Origin of the sequence: Nocardioides sp. CPCC 205120 (assembly GCF_048654585.1) — a bacterium.
Taxonomy (GTDB): Bacteria; Actinomycetota; Actinomycetes; order Propionibacteriales; family Nocardioidaceae; genus Nocardioides.
The window spans coordinates 557611-580971 of the sequence record NZ_JBMCYY010000002.1; the positions used below are offsets into that span (position 1 = coordinate 557611).

General features: G+C 75.6%; 22 protein-coding genes. 8 read left to right on the forward strand and 14 right to left on the reverse strand.

What is annotated here, in order from left to right; translation table 11 throughout:
• The first annotated feature begins 110 nt into the window (after window positions 1–110).
• From ACOACO_RS13665 to ACOACO_RS13675, 3 genes are all read left to right on the forward strand, one after another.
• A complete protein-coding gene (locus tag ACOACO_RS13665) occupies window positions 111–2369 on the forward strand; it encodes a PASTA domain-containing protein (RefSeq protein WP_420296822.1) in 2259 nt (752 codons plus the stop codon).
• Between the two features lie 81 nt (window positions 2370–2450).
• Window positions 2451–3353, forward strand: coding sequence for a deoxyribonuclease IV (locus ACOACO_RS13670; protein WP_420296823.1), 903 nt, complete (start codon window positions 2451–2453; stop codon window positions 3351–3353).
• The gene (locus ACOACO_RS13675) at window positions 3350–4375 is read left to right on the forward strand and encodes a discoidin domain-containing protein (RefSeq protein WP_420296824.1); all 1026 of its coding nucleotides are present in this window, start codon (window positions 3350–3352) and stop codon (window positions 4373–4375) included. Before ACOACO_RS13670 ends, ACOACO_RS13675 begins: the two co-directional genes overlap by 4 nt.
• Window positions 4376–4422: 47 nt before the next feature.
• Here ACOACO_RS13675 and ACOACO_RS13680 read toward each other — a convergent pair whose 3' ends face one another.
• From ACOACO_RS13680 to moeZ, 8 genes are all read right to left on the reverse strand, one after another.
• The gene (locus ACOACO_RS13680; RefSeq protein WP_420296825.1) at window positions 4423–5457 is read right to left on the reverse strand and encodes a threonine aldolase family protein; all 1035 of its coding nucleotides are present in this window, start codon (window positions 5455–5457) and stop codon (window positions 4423–4425) included.
• Complete coding sequence (locus tag ACOACO_RS13685; protein WP_420296826.1) at window positions 5457–6800, reverse strand: class II 3-deoxy-7-phosphoheptulonate synthase; 1344 nt, start codon at window positions 6798–6800, stop codon at window positions 5457–5459. Before ACOACO_RS13685 ends, ACOACO_RS13680 begins: the two co-directional genes overlap by 1 nt.
• A 110-nt stretch (window positions 6801–6910) precedes the next feature.
• Window positions 6911–8392 carry an APC family permease gene (locus ACOACO_RS13690; protein WP_420296827.1) on the reverse strand — a complete coding sequence of 494 codons (1482 nt, stop codon included), beginning with the start codon at window positions 8390–8392 and terminating at the stop codon, window positions 6911–6913.
• A gap of 147 nt (window positions 8393–8539) precedes the next feature.
• Window positions 8540–9472: a hypothetical protein gene (locus tag ACOACO_RS13695; protein ID WP_420296828.1), complete on the reverse strand. Its 933-nt coding sequence runs from the start codon at window positions 9470–9472 to the stop codon at window positions 8540–8542.
• Between the two features lie 2 nt (window positions 9473–9474).
• Complete coding sequence (locus ACOACO_RS13700; protein ID WP_420296829.1) at window positions 9475–10164, reverse strand: response regulator; 690 nt, start codon at window positions 10162–10164, stop codon at window positions 9475–9477.
• The gene (locus ACOACO_RS13705) at window positions 10164–10589 is read right to left on the reverse strand and encodes an MGMT family protein (RefSeq protein WP_420296830.1); all 426 of its coding nucleotides are present in this window, start codon (window positions 10587–10589) and stop codon (window positions 10164–10166) included. Before ACOACO_RS13705 ends, ACOACO_RS13700 begins: the two co-directional genes overlap by 1 nt.
• Window positions 10590–10696: 107 nt before the next feature.
• The gene (locus tag ACOACO_RS13710; RefSeq protein ID WP_420296831.1) at window positions 10697–11581 is read right to left on the reverse strand and encodes a hypothetical protein; all 885 of its coding nucleotides are present in this window, start codon (window positions 11579–11581) and stop codon (window positions 10697–10699) included.
• A gap of 148 nt (window positions 11582–11729) precedes the next feature.
• Entirely contained in the window at window positions 11730–12956 is a 1227-nt protein-coding gene (moeZ, locus tag ACOACO_RS13715) for an adenylyltransferase/sulfurtransferase MoeZ (protein WP_420296832.1), read from the reverse strand.
• Window positions 12957–13131: 175 nt separating this feature from the next.
• Between moeZ and ACOACO_RS13720 the strand changes: the two genes are divergently transcribed.
• Together ACOACO_RS13720 and ACOACO_RS13725 are read left to right on the forward strand one after the other, a co-directional pair.
• Window positions 13132–13791, forward strand: a complete 660-nt coding sequence (locus tag ACOACO_RS13720) for a TetR/AcrR family transcriptional regulator (protein WP_420296833.1) — start codon at window positions 13132–13134, stop codon at window positions 13789–13791.
• A gap of 104 nt (window positions 13792–13895) precedes the next feature.
• A complete protein-coding gene (locus ACOACO_RS13725; RefSeq protein ID WP_420296834.1) occupies window positions 13896–14108 on the forward strand; it encodes a DUF3107 domain-containing protein in 213 nt (70 codons plus the stop codon).
• Here ACOACO_RS13725 and ACOACO_RS13730 read toward each other — a convergent pair.
• Together ACOACO_RS13730 and ACOACO_RS13735 are read right to left on the reverse strand one after the other, a co-directional pair.
• Complete coding sequence (locus ACOACO_RS13730; protein ID WP_420296835.1) at window positions 14057–14887, reverse strand: serine aminopeptidase domain-containing protein; 831 nt, start codon at window positions 14885–14887, stop codon at window positions 14057–14059. The two genes, ACOACO_RS13725 and ACOACO_RS13730, sit on opposite strands and share 52 nt — an antisense overlap.
• A 32-nt stretch (window positions 14888–14919) precedes the next feature.
• Entirely contained in the window at window positions 14920–15621 is a 702-nt protein-coding gene (locus ACOACO_RS13735; protein WP_420296836.1) for a ferritin-like fold-containing protein, read from the reverse strand.
• A gap of 264 nt (window positions 15622–15885) precedes the next feature.
• Here ACOACO_RS13735 and ACOACO_RS13740 point away from each other — a divergent pair, with 264 nt between their 5' ends.
• Complete coding sequence (locus ACOACO_RS13740) at window positions 15886–17418, forward strand: DEAD/DEAH box helicase (RefSeq protein ID WP_420296837.1); 1533 nt, start codon at window positions 15886–15888, stop codon at window positions 17416–17418.
• A gap of 123 nt (window positions 17419–17541) precedes the next feature.
• On the opposite strand, the gene ACOACO_RS13745 is transcribed toward ACOACO_RS13740, so the two are convergent.
• A complete protein-coding gene (locus ACOACO_RS13745; protein ID WP_420296838.1) occupies window positions 17542–18321 on the reverse strand; it encodes a ParA family protein in 780 nt (259 codons plus the stop codon).
• A gap of 67 nt (window positions 18322–18388) precedes the next feature.
• Here ACOACO_RS13745 and ACOACO_RS13750 point away from each other — a divergent pair, with 67 nt between their 5' ends.
• Window positions 18389–19264 carry an SDR family NAD(P)-dependent oxidoreductase gene (locus ACOACO_RS13750; RefSeq protein WP_420296839.1) on the forward strand — a complete coding sequence of 292 codons (876 nt, stop codon included), beginning with the start codon at window positions 18389–18391 and terminating at the stop codon, window positions 19262–19264.
• A 59-nt stretch (window positions 19265–19323) separates the two neighbouring features.
• Here ACOACO_RS13750 and ACOACO_RS13755 read toward each other — a convergent pair whose 3' ends face one another.
• The 3 genes from ACOACO_RS13755 to ACOACO_RS13765 all read right to left on the reverse strand — a co-directional run bounded on the left by ACOACO_RS13755 (window position 19324) and on the right by ACOACO_RS13765 (window position 21524).
• Entirely contained in the window at window positions 19324–20217 is an 894-nt protein-coding gene (locus ACOACO_RS13755) for a PHP domain-containing protein (protein WP_420296840.1), read from the reverse strand.
• Window positions 20218–20278: 61 nt separating this feature from the next.
• Entirely contained in the window at window positions 20279–20911 is a 633-nt protein-coding gene (locus ACOACO_RS13760) for a DUF6758 family protein (RefSeq protein ID WP_420296841.1), read from the reverse strand.
• Between the two features lie 46 nt (window positions 20912–20957).
• A complete protein-coding gene (locus ACOACO_RS13765) occupies window positions 20958–21524 on the reverse strand; it encodes a histidine phosphatase family protein (protein ID WP_420296842.1) in 567 nt (188 codons plus the stop codon).
• A 63-nt stretch (window positions 21525–21587) separates the two neighbouring features.
• Here ACOACO_RS13765 and ACOACO_RS13770 point away from each other — a divergent pair, with 63 nt between their 5' ends.
• Window positions 21588–23288, forward strand: coding sequence for a DUF885 domain-containing protein (locus tag ACOACO_RS13770; protein WP_420296843.1), 1701 nt, complete (start codon window positions 21588–21590; stop codon window positions 23286–23288).
• Window positions 23289–23361: the final 73 nt, after the last annotated feature.

The window sequence follows — 23361 nt, forward strand, 5'->3', positions numbered from 1 at the left end:
AACACGCCGGGCCGGGCCCGGCACCGGTCGGGCGGGGCCCGCGGTCCGTATCCTGGCGGGAGCCGGCCCCGTCGTGGCACGAGGCCCCCGACCCCGGAGGACGACCACACGTGCTGCCCGACGCCCACCCCACGCCCACCGGCGGCGGACTGGTCGGACGTCTGCTCGACGGGCGCTACCGCGTCGGCCGCCTCGTCGCCCGCGGCGGCATGGCGAGCGTCCACGAGGCCCTCGACGTCCGCCTCGACCGCGTGGTCGCCGTCAAGGTCATGCACCCCGGCCTCGGCGACCCCATCACCGGCAACGACAGCTTCGCCGAGCGCTTCGTGCGCGAGGCCCGGGCCGCGGCGCGGCTCTCGCACCCCAACGTCGTCGCCGTGCACGACCAGGGCACCGACGACGGGATCGTATTCCTCGTCATGGAGCTGGTGCCGGGCCGCACGCTGCGCGACGTCGTGCGCGAGCAGGCCCCGCTGGGCGCCGCCCGGGCGCTCGCCATCCTCGAGCCCGTCGTCGCCGCCGTCGGGGCCGCCCACCGGGCCGGCATCGTCCACCGCGACGTGAAGCCCGAGAACGTGCTCATCGCCGAGGACGGCCGCGTCAAGGTCGCCGACTTCGGGCTGGCCCGCGCCGTCGACGCCGAGACCCACCACACCACCACGGGCGGCGTGCTCATCGGCACCGTCTCCTACCTCGCCCCCGAGCTCGTGGTCGACGGCCGCAGCGACGAGCGCGCCGACGTCTACGCGCTCGGCGTGGTGCTCTACGAGCTGCTGACCGGCGAGAAGCCCCACCAGGGCGAGACGCCCATCCAGGTCGCCTACAAGCACGTGCACGCCGACGTCCCCCCGCCGTCCCGGCTGCAGCCGGGGCTGCCGGCGTACGTCGACGCGCTCGTCGCCCGCGCCACGGCCCGGGACCGCAGCCACCGGCCCGCCGACGCGACCGTTCTGGGCCACCACGTGCGCCGGGTGGCGCAGGCGCTCGCCGAGGGCGTGCGGCGCGACGACGACCTCGTCGCCGACCTCCTCCCCCGCCGCACCGAGGCCGACCGCGGCGAGGACCGCCTCGACACCGAGGAGCTGGAGCGGCTCGAGGGCGCCGGGTTCGTCGACGCCGAGCTCTACCCCGTGCTGGCCCAGGCCTCCGGGGCCACCGGGGCCGCCGGGGCCGCCGGGGCCGCAGCACCGGCCGCCGAGCTGACCAGCCGCCTGCCGGTGCAGCCGACCGCGCGCCGCTCCGTGCTGCCGGGGCGCCGCGCGCCGGTGGCCCCGGAGCAGCCCCCCGACGACCTCGACCCCGACGACCTCGACGACCTCGACGCGCACGAGGACCTCGACGACCTCGAGGGCTCCGACGACGAGGGCCACGAGGGCCACGAGGGCCACGAGGGCCACGGCACGGCGGTGGCGTGGTCGGACGGCTGGGACGAGGACACCCACGCGGCCGCCGCTCCCCGGCGCCGCCGCCGCGCCCCGCTGGTGCTGGCGCTGCTCGTCGTGGTCGCCCTGCTGGCCACCCTGGCGTTCGCGTGGGTGCAGTGGCGCTCCGTGCCCACGCCGTACCTGCTCGAGCTCGACGAGACCACGGCCACCGCGGAGGCGGAGGCCGCCGGCTTCGAGGTGGAGGTCGGCGAGCCGGCGTACTCCGAGACGGTGGCGGCCGGGCGCGTGCTGGCCACCGACCCCGAGGGCGGCGCCGACGCCACCCGCGGGTCCACGATCACCCTGGTGCTGTCGCTGGGGCCGGAGCGCTACACGGTGCCGGGCCTGGAGGGCCGCACCGCCGACGAGGCCCGGGCCGCCCTCGACGACCTCACGCTCGACCTGGTGGAGGGCGAGCCGGCGTACTCCGAGACGGTGCCCGAGGGCAGCGTCGTGGCGACCGACCCGGCCGCCGGCACCGTCGTGCGCCCCGGCACGGACGTGACCGTCGTGCTGAGCGCGGGCCGCCGTCCCATCGAGGTCGAGGACTTCACGGGCCGCTCCGCCGACGAGGCGCAGGGCGCGCTCACCACGGGCGACCCCGCCCTGGAGGGCGACGAGCTGCAGGTGTCGCGCAGCGAGGAGTTCTCCGACACCGTCCCCGCCGGGATGGTCATCCGCCAGGACCCGGCGGGCGGCACCCTGTTCCGGGGCGACACCGTCACCCTCGTCGTGTCGAAGGGACCCGAGCTCGTCACCGTCCCCGACGGGCTGGTGCGGATGCGGGTCGAGGACGCGCGCGCCCAGCTGGAGTCCCTCGGCCTCGTCGTGGAGGAGCGGGCCCTCGGCGGCAGCCTCCCCCAGCTCGGCTTCGTCGCCTGGTCGGACCCGGGCTCCGGCACCCAGCTGCGCCGCGGCAGCACCGTGGTGCTCACCGTCCTGTAGCGGGACGCCCGCCCCGGGTCGCGGCCCGCCCGGCGCCGCCCTGTCGGGTCGCGGCCGGGGCAGCACCTAGAGTGGACCCTCGTGCGCAACCCCGTCGGCACCCACCTCCCCGTGGGCAGGAACCTCCGCGACGGAGCCCTCGCGTCGGCCCTCGAGAGGGGCTGCGAGGCGCTCCAGGTCTTCGTCGGCAACCCCCGCGGCTGGGCGTTGTCGGCCGGTGACGCCCGCATCGACGAGGCGTTCGGCGACGGGTGCCGCGAGGCCGGCGTCCGGGCGTTCGTGCACACGCCGTACCTGGTGAACCTGGGCTCGCCCACCCCCGCCACCTACGAGCGCTCGGTGGCCGTGGTGGAGCACAACCTGGCCCGCGCGGCCCGGATGGGCGCCGAGGGCGTCGTGGTGCACACGGGCTCGTTCGTCGAGGTCGACCCCGACCGGGCGCAGGAGCGGCACGCCGCGGCGCTGCGCCAGGTGCGCGAGGGCCTGCTCCCCGTGCTCGACCGGCTCGGCGACGACGCGCCCGCCCTCCTCCTCGAGCCGACCGCCGGGCAGGGTCGCTCGCTGTGCGCCGGCGTCGACGACCTGCCGGCGTACCTCGACGCCCTCGACCGGCACCCCGGGGTCGGCATCTGCCTCGACACCTGCCACGTCTTCGCCGCCGGCGCGCCCCTCGACGAGCCCGGGGGTGCCACGGCCACCCTCGACCTCCTCGTCGAGCTGGCCGGCGAGGGCCGGCTGCGGCTCGTGCACGCCAACGACTCCCTCGACGTGCGCGGCTCCCTGCGCGACCGCCACGAGAAGATCGGCCAGGGCCACATCGGGGTCGCCGCCTTCGCCGAGCTGTTCGCGCACCCCGCGACCGACGGCGTCCCGTTCGTGCTGGAGACGCCCGGCTCGCGCGACGCCGACGACCCCGACATCCCCCTGCTCAAGAGCCTCCGGGCGGGCGCCGCCGTCACCGACCTGGCGGGGGCGACCCGGTGAGCGCCGACACGACCTGCGGGGCCTGCGGCTCCGCGCAGCGCGAGGGCCGCTTCTGCGCCGCCTGCGGCCACCCCCTGGCCGCCGCGCCGACCGCGGACCGCCCCGCCGCGCCCGGGCCGCAGCGCGTCGTCGACCCGCCGCCCGTGCCGTGGGAGCCGACCGCGTACGCCGGCTCCGGACCCCGCTTCCCGCTGTACGCCGACGAGGTGGCGCCCGGCGCGATCGGGAACGCCCCGACGGGGGCCGCCGGCCCCTCGGCCGCTGCGGGAACGCCGGCCACCGCTCCCGCACGGGAGCGGCGCCGCCGGCGGGGGGCGCTGCTGCCGGCGCTGGTCGTCACGCTCCTCGTGCTGCTCGTCGGGACGGTCGCCGCCGGCGCGTTCCTGCTCACCCGGGACCCCGGGGCCCCGACGGCCGACCGCGGGCCGACCACGCCGGGGCCGGGCGGGGCCGACGGGGCCGACGGGTCCGTCGACAGCGTGGGCGGCACGCCGTCAGCGCCGCTGCGGGTGCCCGACCCGCGCGACCTGTCCCCCCTGGCCCGCGCCGGCGCGACCGACACGGCCGCCGACGGCGTCGGCCTGGACGGCGCCCCGGTGAGCTACCAGCCGGCCAACCTGCTGGACGGCGACGAGGCGACCGCGTGGCGCGTCGCCGGCGACGGCACGGGCGAGACCCTCACCGTCAGCTTCGACGAGGACGTCGTGGTGACCTCCGTCGGCCTCGTCAACGGCTACGCCAAGACCGACGTGGACGCCGACGGCGCACGCGTCGACTGGTACGAGCGCAACCGGGTGGTCACCCGGGTGCGGTGGTCCTTCGACGACGGCCGTCGGGTGGAGCAGACCCTCGAGCGGGACCGCGACCTGCAGCGCCTGTCGGTCCCCGCCACCCGCACGCGCACGGTGCAGGTCGAGATCCTCGCGGTCTCCGGCCACTCCGGTGCCGACCGCACGCCCGTCAGCGAGATCGAGGTGCTGGGCGCCGCGGTCGCCGAGCTGGAGGACCGCCCGACCTCCTGAGCCGAGCCGCCGGCCCGAGCGGCTCCCCGAGCGGCTCCCCCAGCGGCTCAGAGGGTGGCGAGCACCCGGGCCGCGCGCTCGGCGTCAGCGCGGGTGACGTCGAGGTGGGTGACGAGGCGCACCGTGCGGGCGCCGACGGCCGAGACCAGGACCCCCGCCTCGCGGGCGGCGGCCACGTGGGCCGGCGCGTCCGGCACGTCGCGCACGACGATGTTGGTGGCGACGCCCGCGGGGTCGACGCCCCAGGCCTCGGCCAGCAGCCGGGCGTGGGCGTGGTCGTCGGCCAGGCGCTCGACGTGGTGGTCGAGCGCGTGGAGGCCTGCGGCGGCCAGGACGCCGACCTGGCGCATCCCGCCACCCATCCGCTTGCGCCACACGCGGCTCTCCGTGATGGCGTCCGCGGAGCCGACGACGAGCGAGCCGACCGGGGCCCCCAGGCCCTTGGACAGGCACACCGCGGCGACGTCGACGAGCCCGCCGTACGTCGCGAGCGGGACGCCCGTGGCGACGTGGGCGTTGAAGATCCGGGCGCCGTCGAGGTGGACGCCGACGCCGTTCGCGCGCGCGAACGCGGTGAGGGCCTCGATGTCCGCGAGGGGCACGACGGTGCCGCCGGCGAAGTTGTGGGTGTTCTCCACCGCGATCGCGGTGGTCCGCACGAAGAACGGCCCGAGGTCCGGGGCGAACATCGACGCCACCGCGTCGAGGTCGACGCCCCCGGTGGGGTGCGACCAGGTGCGCATCGTCAGCCCGGTGTAGGCGCCGTGGGCGCCGAGCTCGGCGCGTGCCACGTGCGCCTGCGCCTCGCAGAGCACCTCCTGGCCGACCCCGACGACCGTGCGGAGCGCGAGAACGTTCGCCATCGAGCCCGTGGGACAGAACAGCGCGGCCTCGTGGCCGAGCAGCTCGGCCACCCGCTCCTCCAGGCGCCGGACCGTCGGGTCCTCGCCGTACACGTCGTCACCGACCTCCGCCCCGGCCATCGCCCGGCGCATCGCCTCGGTGGGGCGCGTCAGGGTGTCGGAGCGGAGGTCGACGACCGGGCCGTCGGCGGCTCGGTCGGCGACGACGTCGGCGGGCATCAGTCGCGCGGGGTCGCGCGCAGCATCTCCGCGACGAGGAAGGCCAGCTCGAGCGACTGCACGCGGTTGAGGCGCGGGTCGCAGACCGACTCGTAGCGGTTGCCGAGGTCCATCTCGGCCAGCTCCTCGCCGCCGCCGACGCACTCGGTGACGTCGTCACCGGTGAGCTCGACGTGCAGGCCGCCGGGCCAGGTGCCGAGCGCGCGGTGCACGTCGAAGAAGCCCTGGACCTCGTCGATGACGTCCTCGAACGCGCGGGTCTTGTAGCCCGAGCTCGCCGTGAACGTGTTGCCGTGCATCGGGTCGCAGACCCACGCGACCTGCAGGCCGGCGGCCGTGACCTTCTCGACCAGCTCGGGCAGGCCGTCGCGGATCTTCGCGGCACCGAAGCGCGTGATGAAGGTCAGGCGGCCCGGGATGTTCTCCGGGTTGAGCTTGGCGGCCAGCGCGATCGCGTCGTCGGCGCTCGTGGTGGGGCCCAGCTTCACGCCGATCGGGTTCTTGATGTGGCTCAGCAGCTCGACGTGGGCGCCGTCGAGCTGGCGGGTCCGCTCGCCGATCCACACGAAGTGGCCCGACACGTCGTAGGGCTGCTCGGTGCGCGAGTCGATGCGCGTCAGGGCGTGCTCGTACTCCAGCACGAGGGCCTCGTGCGAGGAGTGGAAGTCGACCTTGTGGAACTCGACCGGGTCCGCGCCGATCGCCGACATGAAGTCGAGCGCGCTCTGGATCTCGCCGGCGAGGGCCTCGTAGCGCTGGCCGATGGGCGAGCTGCGCACGAAGTCGGTGTTCCACGTGCTGACCTGCCGCAGGTCGGCGTAGCCGCCCGTGGTGAAGGCGCGCACGAGGTTGAGCGTCGCGGCCGAGGCGTTGTAGACGTCGACGAGGCGCTGGGGGTTCGGCACCCGCGAGGCCTCGGTGAACTCGTAGCCGTTCACCGCGTCACCGCGGTACGCCGGCAGGGTGACGCCGTCACGGGTCTCCTCGTCGGAGGAGCGCGGCTTGGCGTACTGCCCCGCGAGGCGCCCGACCTTCACGACCGGGACCTTGGCGGCGTACGTCAGCACGACCGCCATCTGCAGCAGCACGCGCAGCTTGTTGCGGACGTTCTCCGCGGTCACGCCCGCGAAGGTCTCCGCGCAGTCGCCGCCCTGGAGCAGGAACGCCTCGCCCCGCGCGACCGCGGCCAGCTTGGTCGTCAGGTCGTCGCACTCGCCGGCGAAGACCAGCGGCGGCGCGGTCCGCAGCGTCGTCACGGCGGCCTCGAGCGCGGCCGGGTCCGGGTAGGTCGGCTGCTGCGCCGCGCCGAGGGCGTGGAGGGTGGACAGGTCGGGGATGCTCACCGTCCCAGGGTACGACGGCCCGCACCCGCCGACGGAACCGTCGCGGCAGGCGGACACCCCGTCCGTCCCGGACCGCGGCCCGGGGCCCGCCGGGACCGGCCGGGTGCGGCTCAGTCCTCCAGCTTCTCGATGTCCCGGAACCCGGTGCGCTCCTGGCGCAGCGCGCGGTTGCCGAACCACGTCAGCACCCACAGCCCCACGCCGATGAGCAGGAGGACCCCGCCGATGCGGTACTGGATGAACTGCTCCGGCAGGCGGGCCCAGGGACCGACGAGGTAGGCGCAGGCGATCGCGCCGACGACGGGCAGCGCGGTCGGCACCCGGAAGGCGCCCTCCGGCGTGGGGTCGCGGCGCAGGACCAGGACGCAGACGACCGCGAAGACGGCGAGGAGCAGCAGCGCCGTGGTGCCCCCGAGGGCGCCGACGACGCTCGTGCCGTCCTGGAGGCGGACGTAGGTGATGAGGCCCATGGCCAGCAGCGTCGTGAACACGATCGCGGCCCACGGGGTGCGCCGGCTGGGCAGCACGCGGCCCAGGACCCGCGGGAGCACGCCCTGGCGGGCCATGCCGTAGACGAGGCGGCTCGCCATCAGCATGTTGATGAGGGCGGTGTTGACGACGGCGAACACGGTGAGGAACGGGAAGATCGTGTCGACCGGGATGCCCGGCGCACCGATGCGCACGACGTCGAGCAGGATGCCGGCGTCGGGGTTCTCCGGGTTCGCGATGTCGTCGATCGGGATGACGAGCACCACGGTGATGGCGACGAGGATGTAGAGCAGGACGCAGATCCCCAGGCCGGTCAGCATCATGCGCGGGAAGATGCGCATCGGGTCCTTCGTCTCCTCGACCATGTTGACCGAGTCCTCGAAGCCGACCATCGCGAAGAAGGCGATCGCCGTCGCGACCGTCACGGCCGCGAACAGGTTCTTGTCCGCCTCGCTCTCGAAGATCACGATGCGGCCGAGGTCGCCCTTGCCGCTGGCCGCGGTCCACATGCCGATGCCGATGACGATCGCGAGCGCCACCACGGTGACCATCGTCAGGACGACGTTGAGCTTCACGCTCTCGCCGACGCCGCGCAGGTTGACCAGCCCCAGCACCACGATGATGAGCAGGGCGGTGACGAGCGTGGCCACCGTGCCGGTCGGGACGCCGCCGAAGATGCCGTCGAGGCCCTGCAGGAGGTTCGTCGCGACGAGGCTCGAGGAGGTCGAGGCGCTCGTGATGCCCGAGCACATGACGGTGAACGCGACGATGAACGTCACGAAGTGCATCCCGAAGGCCTTGTGCACGTAGAGCGCCGCCCCCGAGGCCTGGGGGTACTTCGTGACCAGCTCCAGGTACGAGCAGGCCGTCAGCGTGGCGATGGCGAACGCCACGACGAACGGCAGCCACGCGACACCACCGACCTGGCCGGCGACGCTGCCGGTGATGGCGAAGATGCCCGCGCCGACGATGTCGCCGATGATGAAGAGCAGGAGCAGGCCGGGCCCGATCACCCGCTGCAGACCGGGTTCGTCCTGGGTCTCCCCCGCCGTGCCCGTCGCGCCGCCCGTCGTGCCGCCCGTCGTGCTGGTCCGGTCAGCCACGTGCTCCTCCGTCCCCGGCCCGGGGCCGGTCCTCCCGCGGACCGGGGCACCCCTGTGCCCGGTCACCGCGCTGCCACTGTGCTCCTCCGCGCCCGGTGGCGTCCACCGGCGCGCGGGGTCGGGACCCTCGCGACCCCACCCGTCCCGTCATGCGTCGTCCAGCCGGTCGAGGGCGGCCGCGGCCTCCTCGCGCTCGGCGCGCGCCGTCTCGACCGCCTCCTGCTGCTCGGCCCGCGCGTCCTCCGCGTCCGCCAGCTCGTCCTCGGTGCGCGCCTGCTGCTCCTGGGCCTCGGCGAGCAGGGCACGCAGCTCGTCGACGCGGGCCTGGGCCTGCATCCCGCGGGCCTCCAGCTCCTCCACCTCGGCGTCGAGCTCGCCCAGCTCGGCCTCGACCGCGGCCAGGCGCTCCTCGGCAGCGGCCAGGGCCTGCTCCGCCTCCTCCCGCACCCGCGCGGCCGCGTCCGGGTCCGGTACGACGCGCAGCTCCGGCCCGCCTCCCTGGGCGGCCCCGTCGTCGTCCCCGCTCCCGTCGGTCTCCACGGGGGTCGCGACGTGGCCCAGCGCCCCCGGGAGCGCGAGGGCGGCGTCGACGTCGACCGGGTCGAGCCCGGCGGCCTCCAGCGCCCCGGTCAGCAGGCCGGTGCGCACGGCCTCGCCCGCGCCGGCGTCGAGCATGGCCGCCGTGAGCGTGGCCTCGACCTGCTCGGCGACGGACTCGCTCACCCGGGTGCCGAGCTCACGGCCCAGCGCCCGGGCGCGGGTGGTCGTCGTGGCGCTCAGCTGGCGCCGCTGGCGGGTGAACGCACGGAGGTCGTCGGCCGAGAGCGACTCCTGCGCCTCCCGCAGCGCGGCCCCGACCGACAGCAGGTCCTCCACCCGCGCCGGCTCGTGGCGCACCAGCTGGTTCACCAGCCACGCGGCGACCGACGGGCGCCGCAGCGCCTTGACGGCGCGGGAGAGCCCGGCGTCCTCGCCCTTGAGCTCCTTGGCGCGCGCGTCCCGGGCGGCGGTGAAGTCGCCCGGGGCCAGCGCGTAGAGCGCGTCGGCCTCCGCGACGACGGCGTCGGTCGGCTCCCCCACGCTCAGGCGTCCTCGTCGCCGGTGGGGTCGTCGAGGTCCTCCAGGCCCTGCGCGATCGCCCACCGGGTCAGCTCGACCCGGTTGTGCAGCTGCAGCTTGCGCAGCGTGTTCTGCACGTGGTTCTGCACCGTGCGGTGGGAGAGCACCAGGCGTTCCGCGATCTGCTTGTAGGACATGCCCTTCGCGACGAAGCGCAGGATCTCGGTCTCGCGCTCGGTGAGCCGCGGGGCGCCGTCGTCGGGGGCGTCGCCGCCGGAGATGCGCCGGAACTCCCCCAGCACCAGTCCGGCCAGGCCGGGCGTGAAGACCGTGTCGCCGGCGTGGACGCGGCGTACCGCGGTGATCAGCTCCTCCCGCGACGCCGACTTCACGAGGTAGCCGGTGGCGCCCGCCTTCACCGCCGCGAGCACGTCGGCCTGCTCGCCGGAGGCCGACAGGATGAGGACACGTGCCGAGGGGTCGTGGGCCAGGGCCTGCGCGGTCACCTCGACGCCGCTGGGCTCGGGGATCTGCAGGTCGAGCACGACCACCTGGGGCCGCGCGGCCTTGAAGCGGTTGAGCGCCTCGGTGCCGTTCGCGGCCACGGCGACGACCTCGAAGCCGGCGGCGACGAGGTCCCGCTCGACCGCGTCGCGCCACATCGGGTGGTCGTCGACGACCATCACCCTCGTCGCCGGTGCGCTCTGCTCCATCAGTCCCCCTCGCCGTGGTCCACGTCCGGCCCGACCCTAGGGGGACCCGGGTCCGGCTGCCAGAAGGCGGCCGGCACGTCGACGCGCCCCGAGGGGCGCCGCGGGGTGCCCTCGGCGGCGTGCTCGAGCGCAGAGCGGTCCCGGATCTGCGGCGGGTGCGAGCCGTCCGCCCGCACGACCCGCCACCACGGCACACCCCCACCCTCGCGGGCCAGGACCGACCCGACGCGGCGCGGACCGCTGCCCACGACCTCGGCGATGGCGCCGTACGTCGTGACCCGCCCCGGGGGGACGGCCTCCACCACCCGCAGCACGGCCTCGGCGAAGCGCTCGGCGTCGTCCGGCCCGGTGGGCGGGGGGTCGAGGTGGTCCGGGTGGTCGGGGCGGTCCGGGCGGTCGGGGTGCTCCGGGTGCGCGGGGCTCACGGGTCCAGTCTCCCGGGCCGCGGCACGGCGGACGGAGGGGGCCGGCGTGGGCCGACCCCCTCCTCCTGCCCCCTCCGCGAGGGAGCCGCCCGAGATCCCGGAGGCGCTCAGCCGAGCATCCCCCGGAACGGCTCCGTGCCCGGGACGAGCGCGAGCCCGGCGATGCCCGAGTGCTGCTGGGCGTACGCCAGCTCGCGCGACAGGTCGCCCACGCCGTTGGACGCGGGCAGGGGCGCCAGGGCGAGGGTCGACAGCGTCCCCAGCGCGCGGCCCTGCGCGTCGAGGAAGCCGGAGCCCGAGTCGCCCGGCACACCGGGGGTGAGCGTGTAGACGGAGTGCGTCCAGCCGTTCCCACCCTGGCCGAGGGTGAGGCCGACCTTCGGCGAGAGCAGCTCGATCCCGGCGCGCAGGCTCGAGTTGCCGAACGAGTAGACGGTCGAGCCGGCGTCCGCGCCGTCCGTCGCGAGGCCCACCGGCCCGCCGTGGAACGGCACCGACGGGTTGACGTCCGCGGCATCGGCGGCGTCGACCTCGACGAGCGCGAAGTCGTTGTAGGCGCACGTGTCGGCCTCGGTCTCCCCCGTCGCCTCCATGGCCAGCCAGCTCGAGTAGACGAGCGTGCCGCCGCCCACCCGCGTGCCCGCCCCGAGCAGGGAACCGCCCTCGACGAAGTCGACCCGGGTGCCGAGCGGGAGGGAGCCGGCCTCGCAGCCGTCGGTGTCGGTGGCCTCGCCGGTGCCGGCGCAGTGGGCGGCGTACCCGACGTACGTCGAGCCCTCGGCGTCGGTGAAGACGAAGTTGCCCGTGCACTGGCCACCCTCGGTGTACATCTGCACGCCCGGGTGGATGGCGGCGGTGTCGGCGTCGGCCCAGGTCGTGCGGGGCGCGGCGGAGGCGGGCGAGGCGGCGGCGGTGCCGAGCGTGGCGGTGAGCGCGCCGACGGCCAGGACGGCGCCGGCGCGGGCGGGGAGGGAGGTCCGAGAGGGGGTCATGGAGTGACGAACGACACACCCCGCGCACGGGTTACGCCGGGTCGCGCCGGGAGCGCGGCGGCCCGGACGCACCCGGGGCCCGGCGAGCGGTGTGCTCGTCGGGCCCCGGGGTGAGGTCGCTGCCGGCGCTCCGGCCGGCGCGGGTGGCTCAGTACGCCGGCTGGCTCGGGTCGATCTGGTTGACCCAGGCGACCACGCCGCCACCGACGTGGACGGCGTCGTCGTACCCGGCGCCCTTGATGACGGCCAGGGCCTCGGCCGAGCGCACGCCGCTCTTGCAGTGCAGGACGACCTGCGTGCCGGAGTCGACCGACGGGAGGTCGGCCAGCGCGTTGCCGTTGAGGAACTCGCCCTTGGGGATGAGGACGGAGCCCGGGATCTGGTTGATCTCGTACTCGTTGGGCTCGCGGACGTCGACGAGGACGAAGTCGCGGGTGCCCTCCTCGCGCTCCTTGAGCATGTGCTCGAGCTGCACGACCGAGATGGTCGAGCCCGCGGCCGCGTCGGCGGCCTCGTCCGAGACGGCGCCGCAGAACGACTCGTAGTCGATGAGGCCCGTGACGGTCGGGTTGTCGCCGCACAGCGCGCAGTTCGGGTCCTTGCGGACCTTCAGCTTGCGGTACTCCATCTCGAGGGCGTCGTAGATCATCAGCTTGCCCACGATGGGCTCGCCGGCGCCGGTGAGGACCTTGATGGCCTCGTTGACCTGGATCGAGCCGATCGACGCGCAGAGCACGCCGAGCACGCCGCCCTCGGCGCACGACGGCACCATGCCCGGCGGGGGCGGCTCGGGGTAGAGGCAGCGGTAGCAGGGCGCGTCGGCGGAGGTGCCGTCCTCGTCCACCGCGTGGGGCCAGAACACGGAGGCCTGGCCGTCGAAGCGGTAGATCGAGCCCCAGACGTAGGGGATCTTCAGGAAGTACGCCGCGTCGTTGACCATGTAGCGCGTCGCGAAGTTGTCGGTGCCGTCGACGATGAGGTCCCAGCCCTCGAAGACCTGCAGGACGTTGTCGTTGTCGAGGCGCTCCTCGTAGACGACGACCTCGACGAGCGGGTTGATCTCCTGGACCGACTCCTTCGCCGACTGCGCCTTGGGGCGCCCGACGTCGGACTGGCCGTGGATGATCTGGCGCTGCAGGTTCGACTCGTCCACCTCGTCGAACTCGACGATGCCGAGGGTGCCGACACCCGCCGCCGCGAGGTACATCAGCGCAGGGCTGCCGAGACCGCCGGCGCCGATCACCAGCACCTTGGCGTTCTTCAGCCGCTTCTGCCCCGTCATCCCGACGTCGGGGATGATCAGGTGACGGCTGTAGCGGCGGACCTCGTCGACGGTCAGCTCGGCGGCCGGCTCCACGAGTGCAGGGAAGGACAACGGGTTCTCCTCGTCCGGGACGGAGCCCCGCGAGGGGCCTGGTGATCGGCCAACACCGACCGCGCTCCCCATGTTCCCGCCGCCCGCCCCGACCGGCGCGCAGCCGTCCGTCATCCGGACGGTAGGCTCGGGCGCCGCGGCCGTGCCGCAGGGAGATGGAGACGAGGAGAACCACGTGGGCATCGGAGACTTCGCACTCGGCGGGGGCGCACGCCCCCGCGGCGGTCGGCTCCCCCGGAGGGAGCGCCGCGCGCAGCTGCTGGAGTCGGCGCTGGAGGTCTTCGTCGCGCAGGGCTACCACGCCGCGGCGATGGACGACATCGCGGAGCGCGCCGGGGTCTCGAAGCCGGTCCTCTACCAGCACTTCCCGGGCAAGCTCGACCTCTACCTGGCGCTGCTCGACGAGTCCTGCGCCGCCGTGATCGCGCAGTGCCGCGAGGCGCTGGCCTCCACGGGGGACAACAAGCTGCGCGTCGCGGCCGCCATCAAGGCGTTCTACGACTACGTGGCGGCCGAGACGGGCGCCTTCCGGCTCGTGTTCGAGTCCGACCTGACGAGCGAGCCCGCCGTGCGCGCCCAGGTCGAGCGCGTCACCTCCGAGACCGCCGAGCTCGTCGCCGACGTCATCCGCGACGACACCGGCCTGCCCGACGAGGCCGCCCGGCTGCTCGCCGTGTCGCTCGTGGGAATGGCGCAGGTCAGCGCCCGGTTCTGGCTCTCGGAGACCTCCGGGATCACGATCCAGCAGGCCGTCGACCTCGTGTCGGGGCTCGCCTGGCGCGGGATCCGGGGCTACCCCAAGCACGACGAGCAGGACGAGGGCACGCCGGCCTGAGCGGTCGTCGTACCCGGAGCGTCGCAGAGCACCACCCGCACCACCGTCCGACCGACCCGTCCGGGGCCGCCACCGCGGCGCCGGGACCAACCTGCGGAGGAACCATGGAGATCAAGATCGGCGTCCAGCACGCCCCGCGCGAGATCGTCGTCGAGACCAACCTCGAGGCCGACGCCGTCGCCGACCTCGTCCGCGGCGCCGGTGACCTGCTCGAGCTCACCGACACGAAGGGCCGGCGCGTGATCGTGCCGGTCGCCAAGCTCGCCTACGTCGAGATCGGCTCGCCGAGCGTCGGCCAGGTCGGCTTCCGGGGCTGAGCCCCCGCGGGGTGCCCGGTCGCCGCGGCGTCCGGGCGCTCCGCCCCCTCGGCCTCCCACCACGTCACGAGCCGGTCGACCACGGGTCCCGGCGAGCGCACCCAGCGCACGTGGTCGTTGCTGCCGCCCGCGGGCACGTCGCGCGTCCGGTACGTCCAGGACGTGACCCGCGCGTCGTCGTCGGCCCACCGCGTCGCGAGCACGCGGTTGGCCCGCTCGGGCGCCATCCGGTCGCCCTCGAGCGTCACCGACAGCACGGGACCGGCGAGCCCGCGCCGGGTCGGGTACGGCGGGCGGCCCGTCAGCGCCATCCACGCCCACTCGCGCATGAGGGTGCGACCGCCGGGGCCGCCGAAGAGCGGACGCGGGTGGTGCCCCACCACCGCCGTGACGGCCGGGACCAGCGCGGCGAGGGCGACGATGCCCGGCCCGCGTCGCGGGTAGAGCACGTGGTGCGGCAGCGACGCCCCGACGAGGACGACGCCGTCCGCGGGGTCGCGGGTCAGCTGGTGGCCGACCGCCATCTGCCCGCCCATGCTGTGGCCGAGCACGAGGACCGGGCGGCCGGGGTCGGCGGCGCGCCACCGCGCCACGGCGGCGGCCATCTCGTCGATCTCGTCGGCGTAGCCCCAGTCGTTCGACCGGGACGCCCGGACGCCGTCGGCCTCGTGACCGCGGCGCGGCAGGGCCTCGGCCTCCCAGCCCCGGGCGCGGAGCTCCTCGAGGAGCGGGCGGTAGTAGCCCGACCCGATCGCCATCGCCGGCGCGACGAGCACCACCGGCGGGAGCGGCGTACCGGGGGTCGCCCCGGTCAGTGGGCCAGCCCCAGCTTCGTCATGCGGGCGGCGTGCTGCTCCGTCATGCGGGTGAGCATCCGACCGACCGCGGCCAGGTCGAGGCCGGCGTCGGCCACTCCCCCGGCCAGCAGGGCGGAGAGCGCGTCGCGCTCGGCCGCCACGCGCTGGGCCTGCGTGAGCGCCTCGCCCATCAGCCGGCGGCCCCACAGCGCGAGCCGGCCCGCGAGCTGCGGCTGCGTCTCGAAGGCGGCGCGCACCCGGTCGACGACGAACTCCGAGTGCCGGGTGTCGCCCAGCGTCGCGATCACGAGGTCGCGGGTCGCCGGGTCGAGGAACGCGGCGACCTCGCGGTAGAAGTCCGCGGCCAGCCCGTCCCCGACGTACGCCTTGACCAGGCTCTCCCACCAGTCGGCGGGCGCGGTGTGGCGGTGGAAGTCCTCGATGGGGCGCCGGAAGGGCGCCATGGCCTCGAACGGGTCGGCCCCGAGCTCCACGAGGCGCTCCCGCAGCGCGTCGAGCTCGGCGAGCTGGCTGGCCGCCAGGGTCGCGAGCTCGATCTTGTCCTCCAGCGTCGGCGCGAGCTTGGCGTCCTCCGCCAGACGCTCGAACGCGGAGATCTCGCCGTACGCCACGGCGCCCAGCAGGTCCACGACCGCGGCCCGGTACGTCGGGTCCTCGAGCGCGGCGGAAGGGGCGCCGGCGGGGGAATCGCTCATGCGGCGCAGCCTAGGCGATACACTGGGTGGCACCGAGCGCACCCCGCGCCCCCCTGAGCCCCACCCGGACCCCCGGACGGCCGACGCGGGACGCACCCGGTGATCGGCGGGACGTCCCCGCCGGCATGTGCGTGGCAGACCTCTTTCTCCCGCCGCAACCGCAGGCCCTCCGGCGCCGCGGGCGGCGCGCGTCGACGGGTCGGCCACACCGACCTGCTCACGAAAGCGAAGAGGACACTGACCACCACCTTCCGCACGCTCGGCGTGCACCCCGACATCTGCGACTCCCTCGAGCGCGCCGGCATCGTCACCCCGTTCGCCATCCAGGAGATGACCCTCTCGGTCGCCCTGGCCGGCACCGACCTCATCGGCCAGGCCCGCACGGGCACCGGCAAGACCCTCGCCTTCGGCATCCCGGTGCTCCAGCGCTGCGTCGCCGCCGGCGACCCCGGGTACGACGCGCTGCCGGCCGGCAAGCCGCAGGCCCTCGTCGTCGCCCCCACCCGCGAGCTCGCGCTCCAGGTGTCGAACGACCTCAAGCTGGCGGGCACCGACCGCGGCATCCGCGTGCTGACCGTCTACGGCGGCGTCGGCTACGAGCCGCAGCTCGAGGCCCTCGAGACCGGCGTCGACGTCGTCGTCGGCACCCCGGGCCGCCTGCTCGACCTCGCGAACCGCCGCGCCCTCGACCTGTCGCACGTGCGCTCGCTCGTGCTGGACGAGGCCGACGAGATGCTCGACCTGGGCTTCCTGCCCGACGTCGAGAAGCTGCTGTCGAAGACGCCGGACTCGCGCCAGACCATGCTGTTCTCCGCCACGATGCCCTCGGCGATCGTCGCGCTGGCCCGCATGCACATGCGCACCCCGATGAACATCCGCGCGGAGTCGTCGTACGAGAACGCGACCGTGCCCGCCACGGCGCAGTTCGTCTACCAGGCGCACGACCTCGACAAGCCCGAGATCATCGGCCGCATCCTGCAGGCCGACGTCTCCGACAAGGTCATCGTCTTCACCCGCACGAAGCGCCAGGCGCAGCGGGTGGCCGACGACCTCGCGGAGCGCGGCTTCGCCGCCAGCCCCCTGCACGGCGACATGGCGCAGGCCGCGCGCGAGAAGGCGCTGGCCAAGTTCCGCGAGGACAAGCTGCGCGTGCTCGTCGCGACCGACGTCGCCGCCCGCGGCATCGACGTCGCCGGCGTCAGCCACGTCGTCAACTACACGTGCCCCGAGGACGACAAGACCTACGTGCACCGCATCGGCCGCACCGGCCGCGCCGGCGCCACGGGTGTCGCGGTCACGTTCGTCGACTGGGCCGACGTGACGCGCTGGAAGGTCATCAACAAGACGCTCGACCTGCCGTTCGACGAGCCGGTGGAGACGTACTCGACCTCCCCGCACCTCTACACGGACATGGGCATCGCCGAGGGCACCAAGGGCCGCATCGTGCCCGAGAAGCCGCGCGAGCCCCGCGAGCCGTCCTCGCGGGAGCCGCGGGAGCGCCGCCAGGGCGACCGGCCCAGCGGCAACCGCAACCGCACGCGCACCCGGACCCGCAGCGGCCAGCCCGCCGAGGGCGACGCCGCGGCGAGCTCCGAGGCGGGCACGACGGTCACCGTCACCGCTCCGACCGGGGACAACGGCCCGGCGGGCGAGGGTTCCGGCGAGGGTTCCGGCGAGGGTGGCGCCCCGAAGCGTCGCCGTCGTCGCCGCTCCCGCGGCGGTGCCGGTCGCCCGGCCGGCGAGTCGTCGGGCGAGGGCTCGAGCGCCCCGGCGTCCGCCGGGGCCACCGACGCCTGAGCGACGCACCACGCGCTGCTCCCCCGCAGCCGCACGCACCGAGGCCCGGTGCCCGACCACTCGCTGGTCCGGGCACCGGGCCTCGGTGCGTCGCGACCGGTCCGGCCGGCCTGGTGAGGAGGGTCAGCGCGGGCGGGCCGCGCGCTCCACGAGCGCGCCCGCGACGGAGCGGTAGGCCTCGGCGCCCTTCGTGCTGCGGGCGGTGGCGAGGATGGAGCGCCCCCGCGCCGGCGCCTCGGCGAACCGGATGGTCTTGGGGATCGGCGGCTCGAACACGTCGAGCTCGAAGGTCGACGGGATCGACTCGAGCACGGCGCGCGCGTGGGTGGAGCGTCCGTCGTACAGGGTGGGGAGCACGCCCCAGACCTCGAGGCCCCGGTTCGTGAAGCGGCGTACGTCGTGGACGGTGTCGAGCAGCTGCGACACGCCGCGGTGCGACAGCGTCTCGCACTGCAGCGGGATGACGACGCCGTCGGCGGCCGTGAGCGCCGCGACGGTGAGGACACCGAGGGAGGGCGGGCAGTCGAGCAGCACCCAGTCGTGCTCGACCCCGTCGTCGACCAGCTGCTCGAGCACGGCGCGCAGCACCTGCTCGCGACCGGTGCGGGTCAGCAGCTCGGCCTCGGCGCGGGCGAGCTCGATGGTGGCGGGCAGCAGGTCGACGCCGTCCTCGGTGGCGAGGACCGCCTCCTGGGCGGGCAGGCCGCCGGTCAGCACCTGGTGCACCGAGACGTGGAGGTCCTCCGGGTCGATGCCGAGGGAGAAGGTCAGGGAGCCCTGCGGGTCGAGGTCGACGACGAGCACGCGGTGCCCGAGCTCGGCGAGCGCCGCCCCGAGGGAGGCCACGGAGGTCGTCTTGGCGACGCCGCCCTTCTGGTTCGCGATCGCGAGAACGGTGCCCATGGCGCCCCATCATGCACGAGCAGCGGGCCCCCGCCCGGGATGCGGACGGACCCGTCATGATGCGGACATGACCAGCACCTCCCCCTCCGCCGAGGACCCCGCCGAGGACCCCGCCGACGTCACCGGCACCGGCGCCGCGGACCTCGCACCCGCACCCGCTCCCGCACCCCGCCCCGGCACGACGGGGCGCACCGCCGCCGTCGTGACCGGCGGCACCGCCGGCATCGGCCGGGAGTTCGCCGAGCAGCTCGCCGCCCGCGGGCTCGACCTCGTGCTGGTCGCCCGCGACGAGGCCCGGCTCGCGGAGGCCGCGGACCAGCTCGCCCGCCGCCACGGCGTCCACGTCGAGACCCTGGCGGCCGACCTCGCCGACCGCGCGGACGTCGACCGCGTCGCCGCCCGCCTGGCCGACCCCGCCCGGCCCGTGGGGTGGCTCGTCAACAACGCGGGCTTCGGCCTCAAGGAGCGGTTCCTCGACGCCGACGTCGAGGCGGAGCAGGCCATGCTCGACGTGCTCGTGACCGCCGTGCTGCGCCTGACCCACGCGGCGCTGCCGGGGATGGTGGAGCGCGGGGGCGGCACGGTCGTCAACGTCTCGAGCGTCGCCGCGTTCCTCCCCCGCGGCACGTACGGCGCCGCGAAGGCCTGGGTGAACCGCTTCGGTGTCTGGGCAGCGCAGGAGTACGGCCCGCGCGGCGTGCGGGTGACGACGGTCTGCCCCGGCTTCGTGCGCACCGAGTTCCACGGCCGGATGGGCGTCGAGCGGGGCTCGGCCCCGCGGGCGCTGTGGCTGCAGCCGGAGGTCGTGGTGCGCGAGTCGCTGGCCGCGGTCGAGGCGAACCGGGCGCTGGTGGTGCCGACGCGGCGCTATCGCGCGCTCGTGGGCCTCGCCCGCGCCGTGCCGACGCCGGTGCTGCTGCGCTTCCAGCGCCTGGGGCGCTGAGCCCGCTCCCGAACGGGCGCGGAGCGGCCCGCAGAACCGGGGGGGGGGCGGACCAGCCCTCAGACCGGCGCCCGCCCATGCCAGAGCATCGGCGTGCCGGACCGCCCGGCCTCCCGCGCGGCGTCCTCGGCCGCGGCGAGCAGCCGGGCGAGCTCGTCGGGGGCCGTCAGGTTGCACCCGAGGTCGTGGTCGACCTTGCCCGTGCCGTGGTAGTCGCTCGAGCCGGTGACGACGAGGTCGAGCGCCCGCGCGATCCCCCGCAGCTCGGCGCGGGCGGCGACGTCGTGGTCCTGGTGGTCGACCTCGATGCCGACGAGCCCGCGCGAGCGCAGGTGCGCCAGGCCCTCCGCGTCCAGCACGCCGGGGTCGTGCCGGCCCCACGGGTGGGCGACGACGCAGACGCCGCCGGCGGCACGGACGACGTCGAGGACGGCCTCGAGCTCGACCGCGGCGCGGCCGTGGTACGCCGGCCGGCCCGGGCTGAGGTACCGGTCGAACGCCTCGGCGCGGGACGCGACGTACCCCGCCTCCACGAGCGCGTCCGCCACGTGCGGGCGCCCGACGGCCGCGGTGGGACCGGCGACCCGTCGTACCGCCTCGACCGTGAGGTCGACCCCCAGGTCCCGCAGCCGGTCGACCATGCCGGGCACGCGGGCGTCGCGCCCCTCCAGGACGGCGCGCAGCTGGGTGACCAGCGGCGGGTACGCCGGGTCAGGGAGGTAGGCGAGCAGGTGCACGCCGCGGCCCCGAAACCGCGTGCTGACCTCCATGCCCCGCACGAGGGCGACGCCGAGGGCCTCCGCCTCGACGGCGGCGGCCGCCCACCCCGCGCTGGTGTCGTGGTCGGTCACCCCGAGGACGTCGATGCCCGCGGCAGCCGCCGCCCGCACGAGCCCGGCGGGCGTGTCGGTGCCGTCACTGACGCTGGAGTGGGCGTGCAGGTCGATGCGCACCCCCCGACCCTAGGACGCCGGTGCCCACGGGCCGAACCGGGACGCCGGTCGGCCGGCACGCTCACCAGGCGGGGCGCTCACCGCCGAAGGGCAGCTCGACGAGCGGCGGCCCGAGCCCGGACACGTCGCGCAGGATCCAGTCGTCGCGCAGCAGCAGGATCGCCGAGGCGGGCCGCAGCACCAGCCACAACCAGCGCCCGAGCGCCTCGCCGGCCAGCACCGAGCGGTCGAACCGCTCGTCGGCGCCGCTGGTGGAGACCGTCCACAGCGGCACGGCCTGGGTGCCGATCCGCACCCGCACGTCGGGGGTGCCGCGCCCCACCTCCGTACCCGGGTCGGGGGCCGCGGTCCCGGCGCAGCGGGCGCCCAGGCCCACGCCCGGCTCCTCGGCCACGACCAGCACCTCGACGGGCCCGTCCAGGGCGCTGAGCCCGGAGGCGCACGTCAAGGTGGCCGCGGTGCTGTCCTCGTCGGCCCCCACGAGCGCGAAGTCGCTGACCTGCCACCCGGGCCCCAGCGGCCACGGCAGGTACGTCGGGAACGCCGGGGTGCGGCGCAGCTGCTCGGCGAACGCGTCGTAGGTGACCTCGTGCGGGCGCCACAGCGGGGCCGTCGGTCCGTGCGAGCCGCACGCCCAGGTGCCCTGCCACTCCGTGACCGGGGAGGGGCACCGCGGGCATCCTGCGACGAGCATGGGGCCTACGGTGCGGCGCCGGGTCCGACGCCGTCAAGCACCGGGCTCAAGCGTTCCAGCGCAGGAGCACCTGCTGCTCGCGCTCGTGACCGAGCTCGGTGAGGCGGGCGGTGTCGAGGCGCAGCAGCCGACCGTGGTCGGGCGGCAGACCCAGCCAGCGCGCCGCGAGCACGCGCAGCAGGTGGCCGTGCGCCACCAGCAGGACGTCGCGCTCCCGCACGTCGACGCGGGCCAGGACGTCGGCGAGCACCGCGTCGCACCGCGCGCCCACCTGGTCCGGCGTCTCCCCGCCGGGGACCTCGCCGGACCAGACCGTCCAGCCGGGGTGGTCCTCGCGGATCTCGGGCGTCGTGCGTCCCTCGAGGTCGCCGTAGTCCCACTCGACCAACCGCTCGTCGACCTCGGCCGCCCCGAACCCCACGATCTCCGCGGTACGGCGCGCCCGCGCCCGCGGGCTGGTCAGCGCCAGGGCCACGTCGCGCTCCGCCAGGCGCGGCGCGAGGGCGCGGGCCTGCTCCTCGCCCACCGCCGTGAGGGGGAGGTCGGTGACCGACGTGTGCCTCCCGTCGCGGCTCCACTCGGTCTCGCCGTGCCGCACGATCAGGATCGCCATGGCCCCGATCCTCCCCCGGGGCCCGGCGCGGGACGCAGGCGGGCCGGTTGCAAGATGGGGGACATGTCGGACGCACCCTCGACCCCGGTCTCCCCGCCCGCCCCCACCACCCCGCGCGTGCTCGCGGACGCCTACCTGCACGCGGTCGGCGAGCTCGACCCGCTCGTCAGCAGCAGCATCGGCCTGGTCGAGCACGAGGACCGGCTCCCCGACCTCTCCCCCGACGGTGCGGCCGCCCGGGCGGACCTGGCCCGGCGGACCCTGGCGGACCTGACGGCGCTCGAGCGCGACGGGGCGGCGCGAGACGAGCTCGAGGCCCGCTGCGCCCGCCTGCTGCGCGACCGCCTGGGCGTCGAGGTCGAGGCGTTCGAGCGCGGGGAGCACCTGCGCACCGTGCGCAACCTGATGGGCCCCGCCCAGTCCGTGCGCAGCACCTTCGACCTCATGCCGACCGCGACGGAGGAGGACTGGGCGACGATCGCGCGACGGATGGCGCGCGTGCCCGACGCCTACGCGTCGTGGACGGCCGCGCTGGAGGAGGGCCGCCGCCGGGGCCTGCTCGCCGCGCCGCTGCAGGTCGAGACCCTGGTCGGCCAGCTCGACGCCTGGACCGCGGCGCCCGCGTCGTGGTTCCACGGCTTCGTGGCGGGCGGCCCCGAGGCGCTGGGCCCCGAGCTGGGCGCCGCCGCCGACCGGGCGGCCGCCGCGGTCGCGGACCTGCGCGACTACCTCGCCGGCACCTACCTGCCCGCCGCGGCCGGGACCCCCGACGCGGTCGGCGAGGACCGCTACGTCTTCGGCGCCCGCCGCGTCGCGGGCGCCACCATCGACCCGGCCGCCACCTACGCGTGGGGCTGGGAGGAGGTGCGGCGCATCCGGGCGGAGATGGAGGTGCTGGCGGACGAGATCCTCCCCGGCGCCTCGCCGGTGGAGGCCATGCGCCACCTCGACGTGCACGGCCGCGCGGTCGAGGGCGTCGACGAGGTGCGGGACTGGCTGCAGGCGATGATGGACCGCACCATCACCGAGCTCGACGGCACCCACTTCGACATCGCGCCGCCGCTGCGCACCGTGGAGGCGATGATCGCGCCGCCCGGCAGCGCGGCCGCGCCGTACTACACGCGCCCCTCGATCGGCTTCGCCCGCCCGGGCCGCACCTGGCTCCCGACGCTGGGGCGCACGCGCTTCCCGGTCTACGACCTCGTCAGCACCTGGTACCACGAGGGTGTCCCGGGCCACCACCTCCAGCTGGCCCAGTGGGTGCACGTCGCGCCGAGCCTCTCGACGTACCAGACCACGCTGGGGTCCTCCAGCGGCGCCACCGAGGGGTGGGCGCTCTACGCGGAGCGCCTGATGGACGAGCTGGGCTACCTCGACGCCGAGACGCGCATCGGGTACCTCGACGCGCAGGTCATGCGGGCCATCCGGGTGGTCATCGACATCGGCATGCACCTCGGCTACCGCGTCCCGGACGACTCCCCGCTGGCCCCCGGCGAGACCTGGACGCCCGCGCTGGCGCGCGAGTTCTTCGGGATGCACTCGGGGCGCCCCGGGGACTTCATGGACTCCGAGATCGTGCGCTACCTGGGCTGGCCCGGGCAGGCCATCAGCTACAAGCTCGGGGAGCGCGCCTGGCTGGCCGGCCGCGAGGCCGCACGGGCCGCGCACGGCGACGCGTTCGACCTCAAGGCGTGGCACATGGCGGCGCTGTCGCTGGGCGCCCTCGGGCTCGACGACCTCGAGGAGGAGCTGGGCCGGTTGTGAGCCCCCGCGACCCGCGGGGCCCGACGGCCCCGCGGGTGGCTCGGCGGGTGGCTCGGCGGGTGGCTCGGCGGGT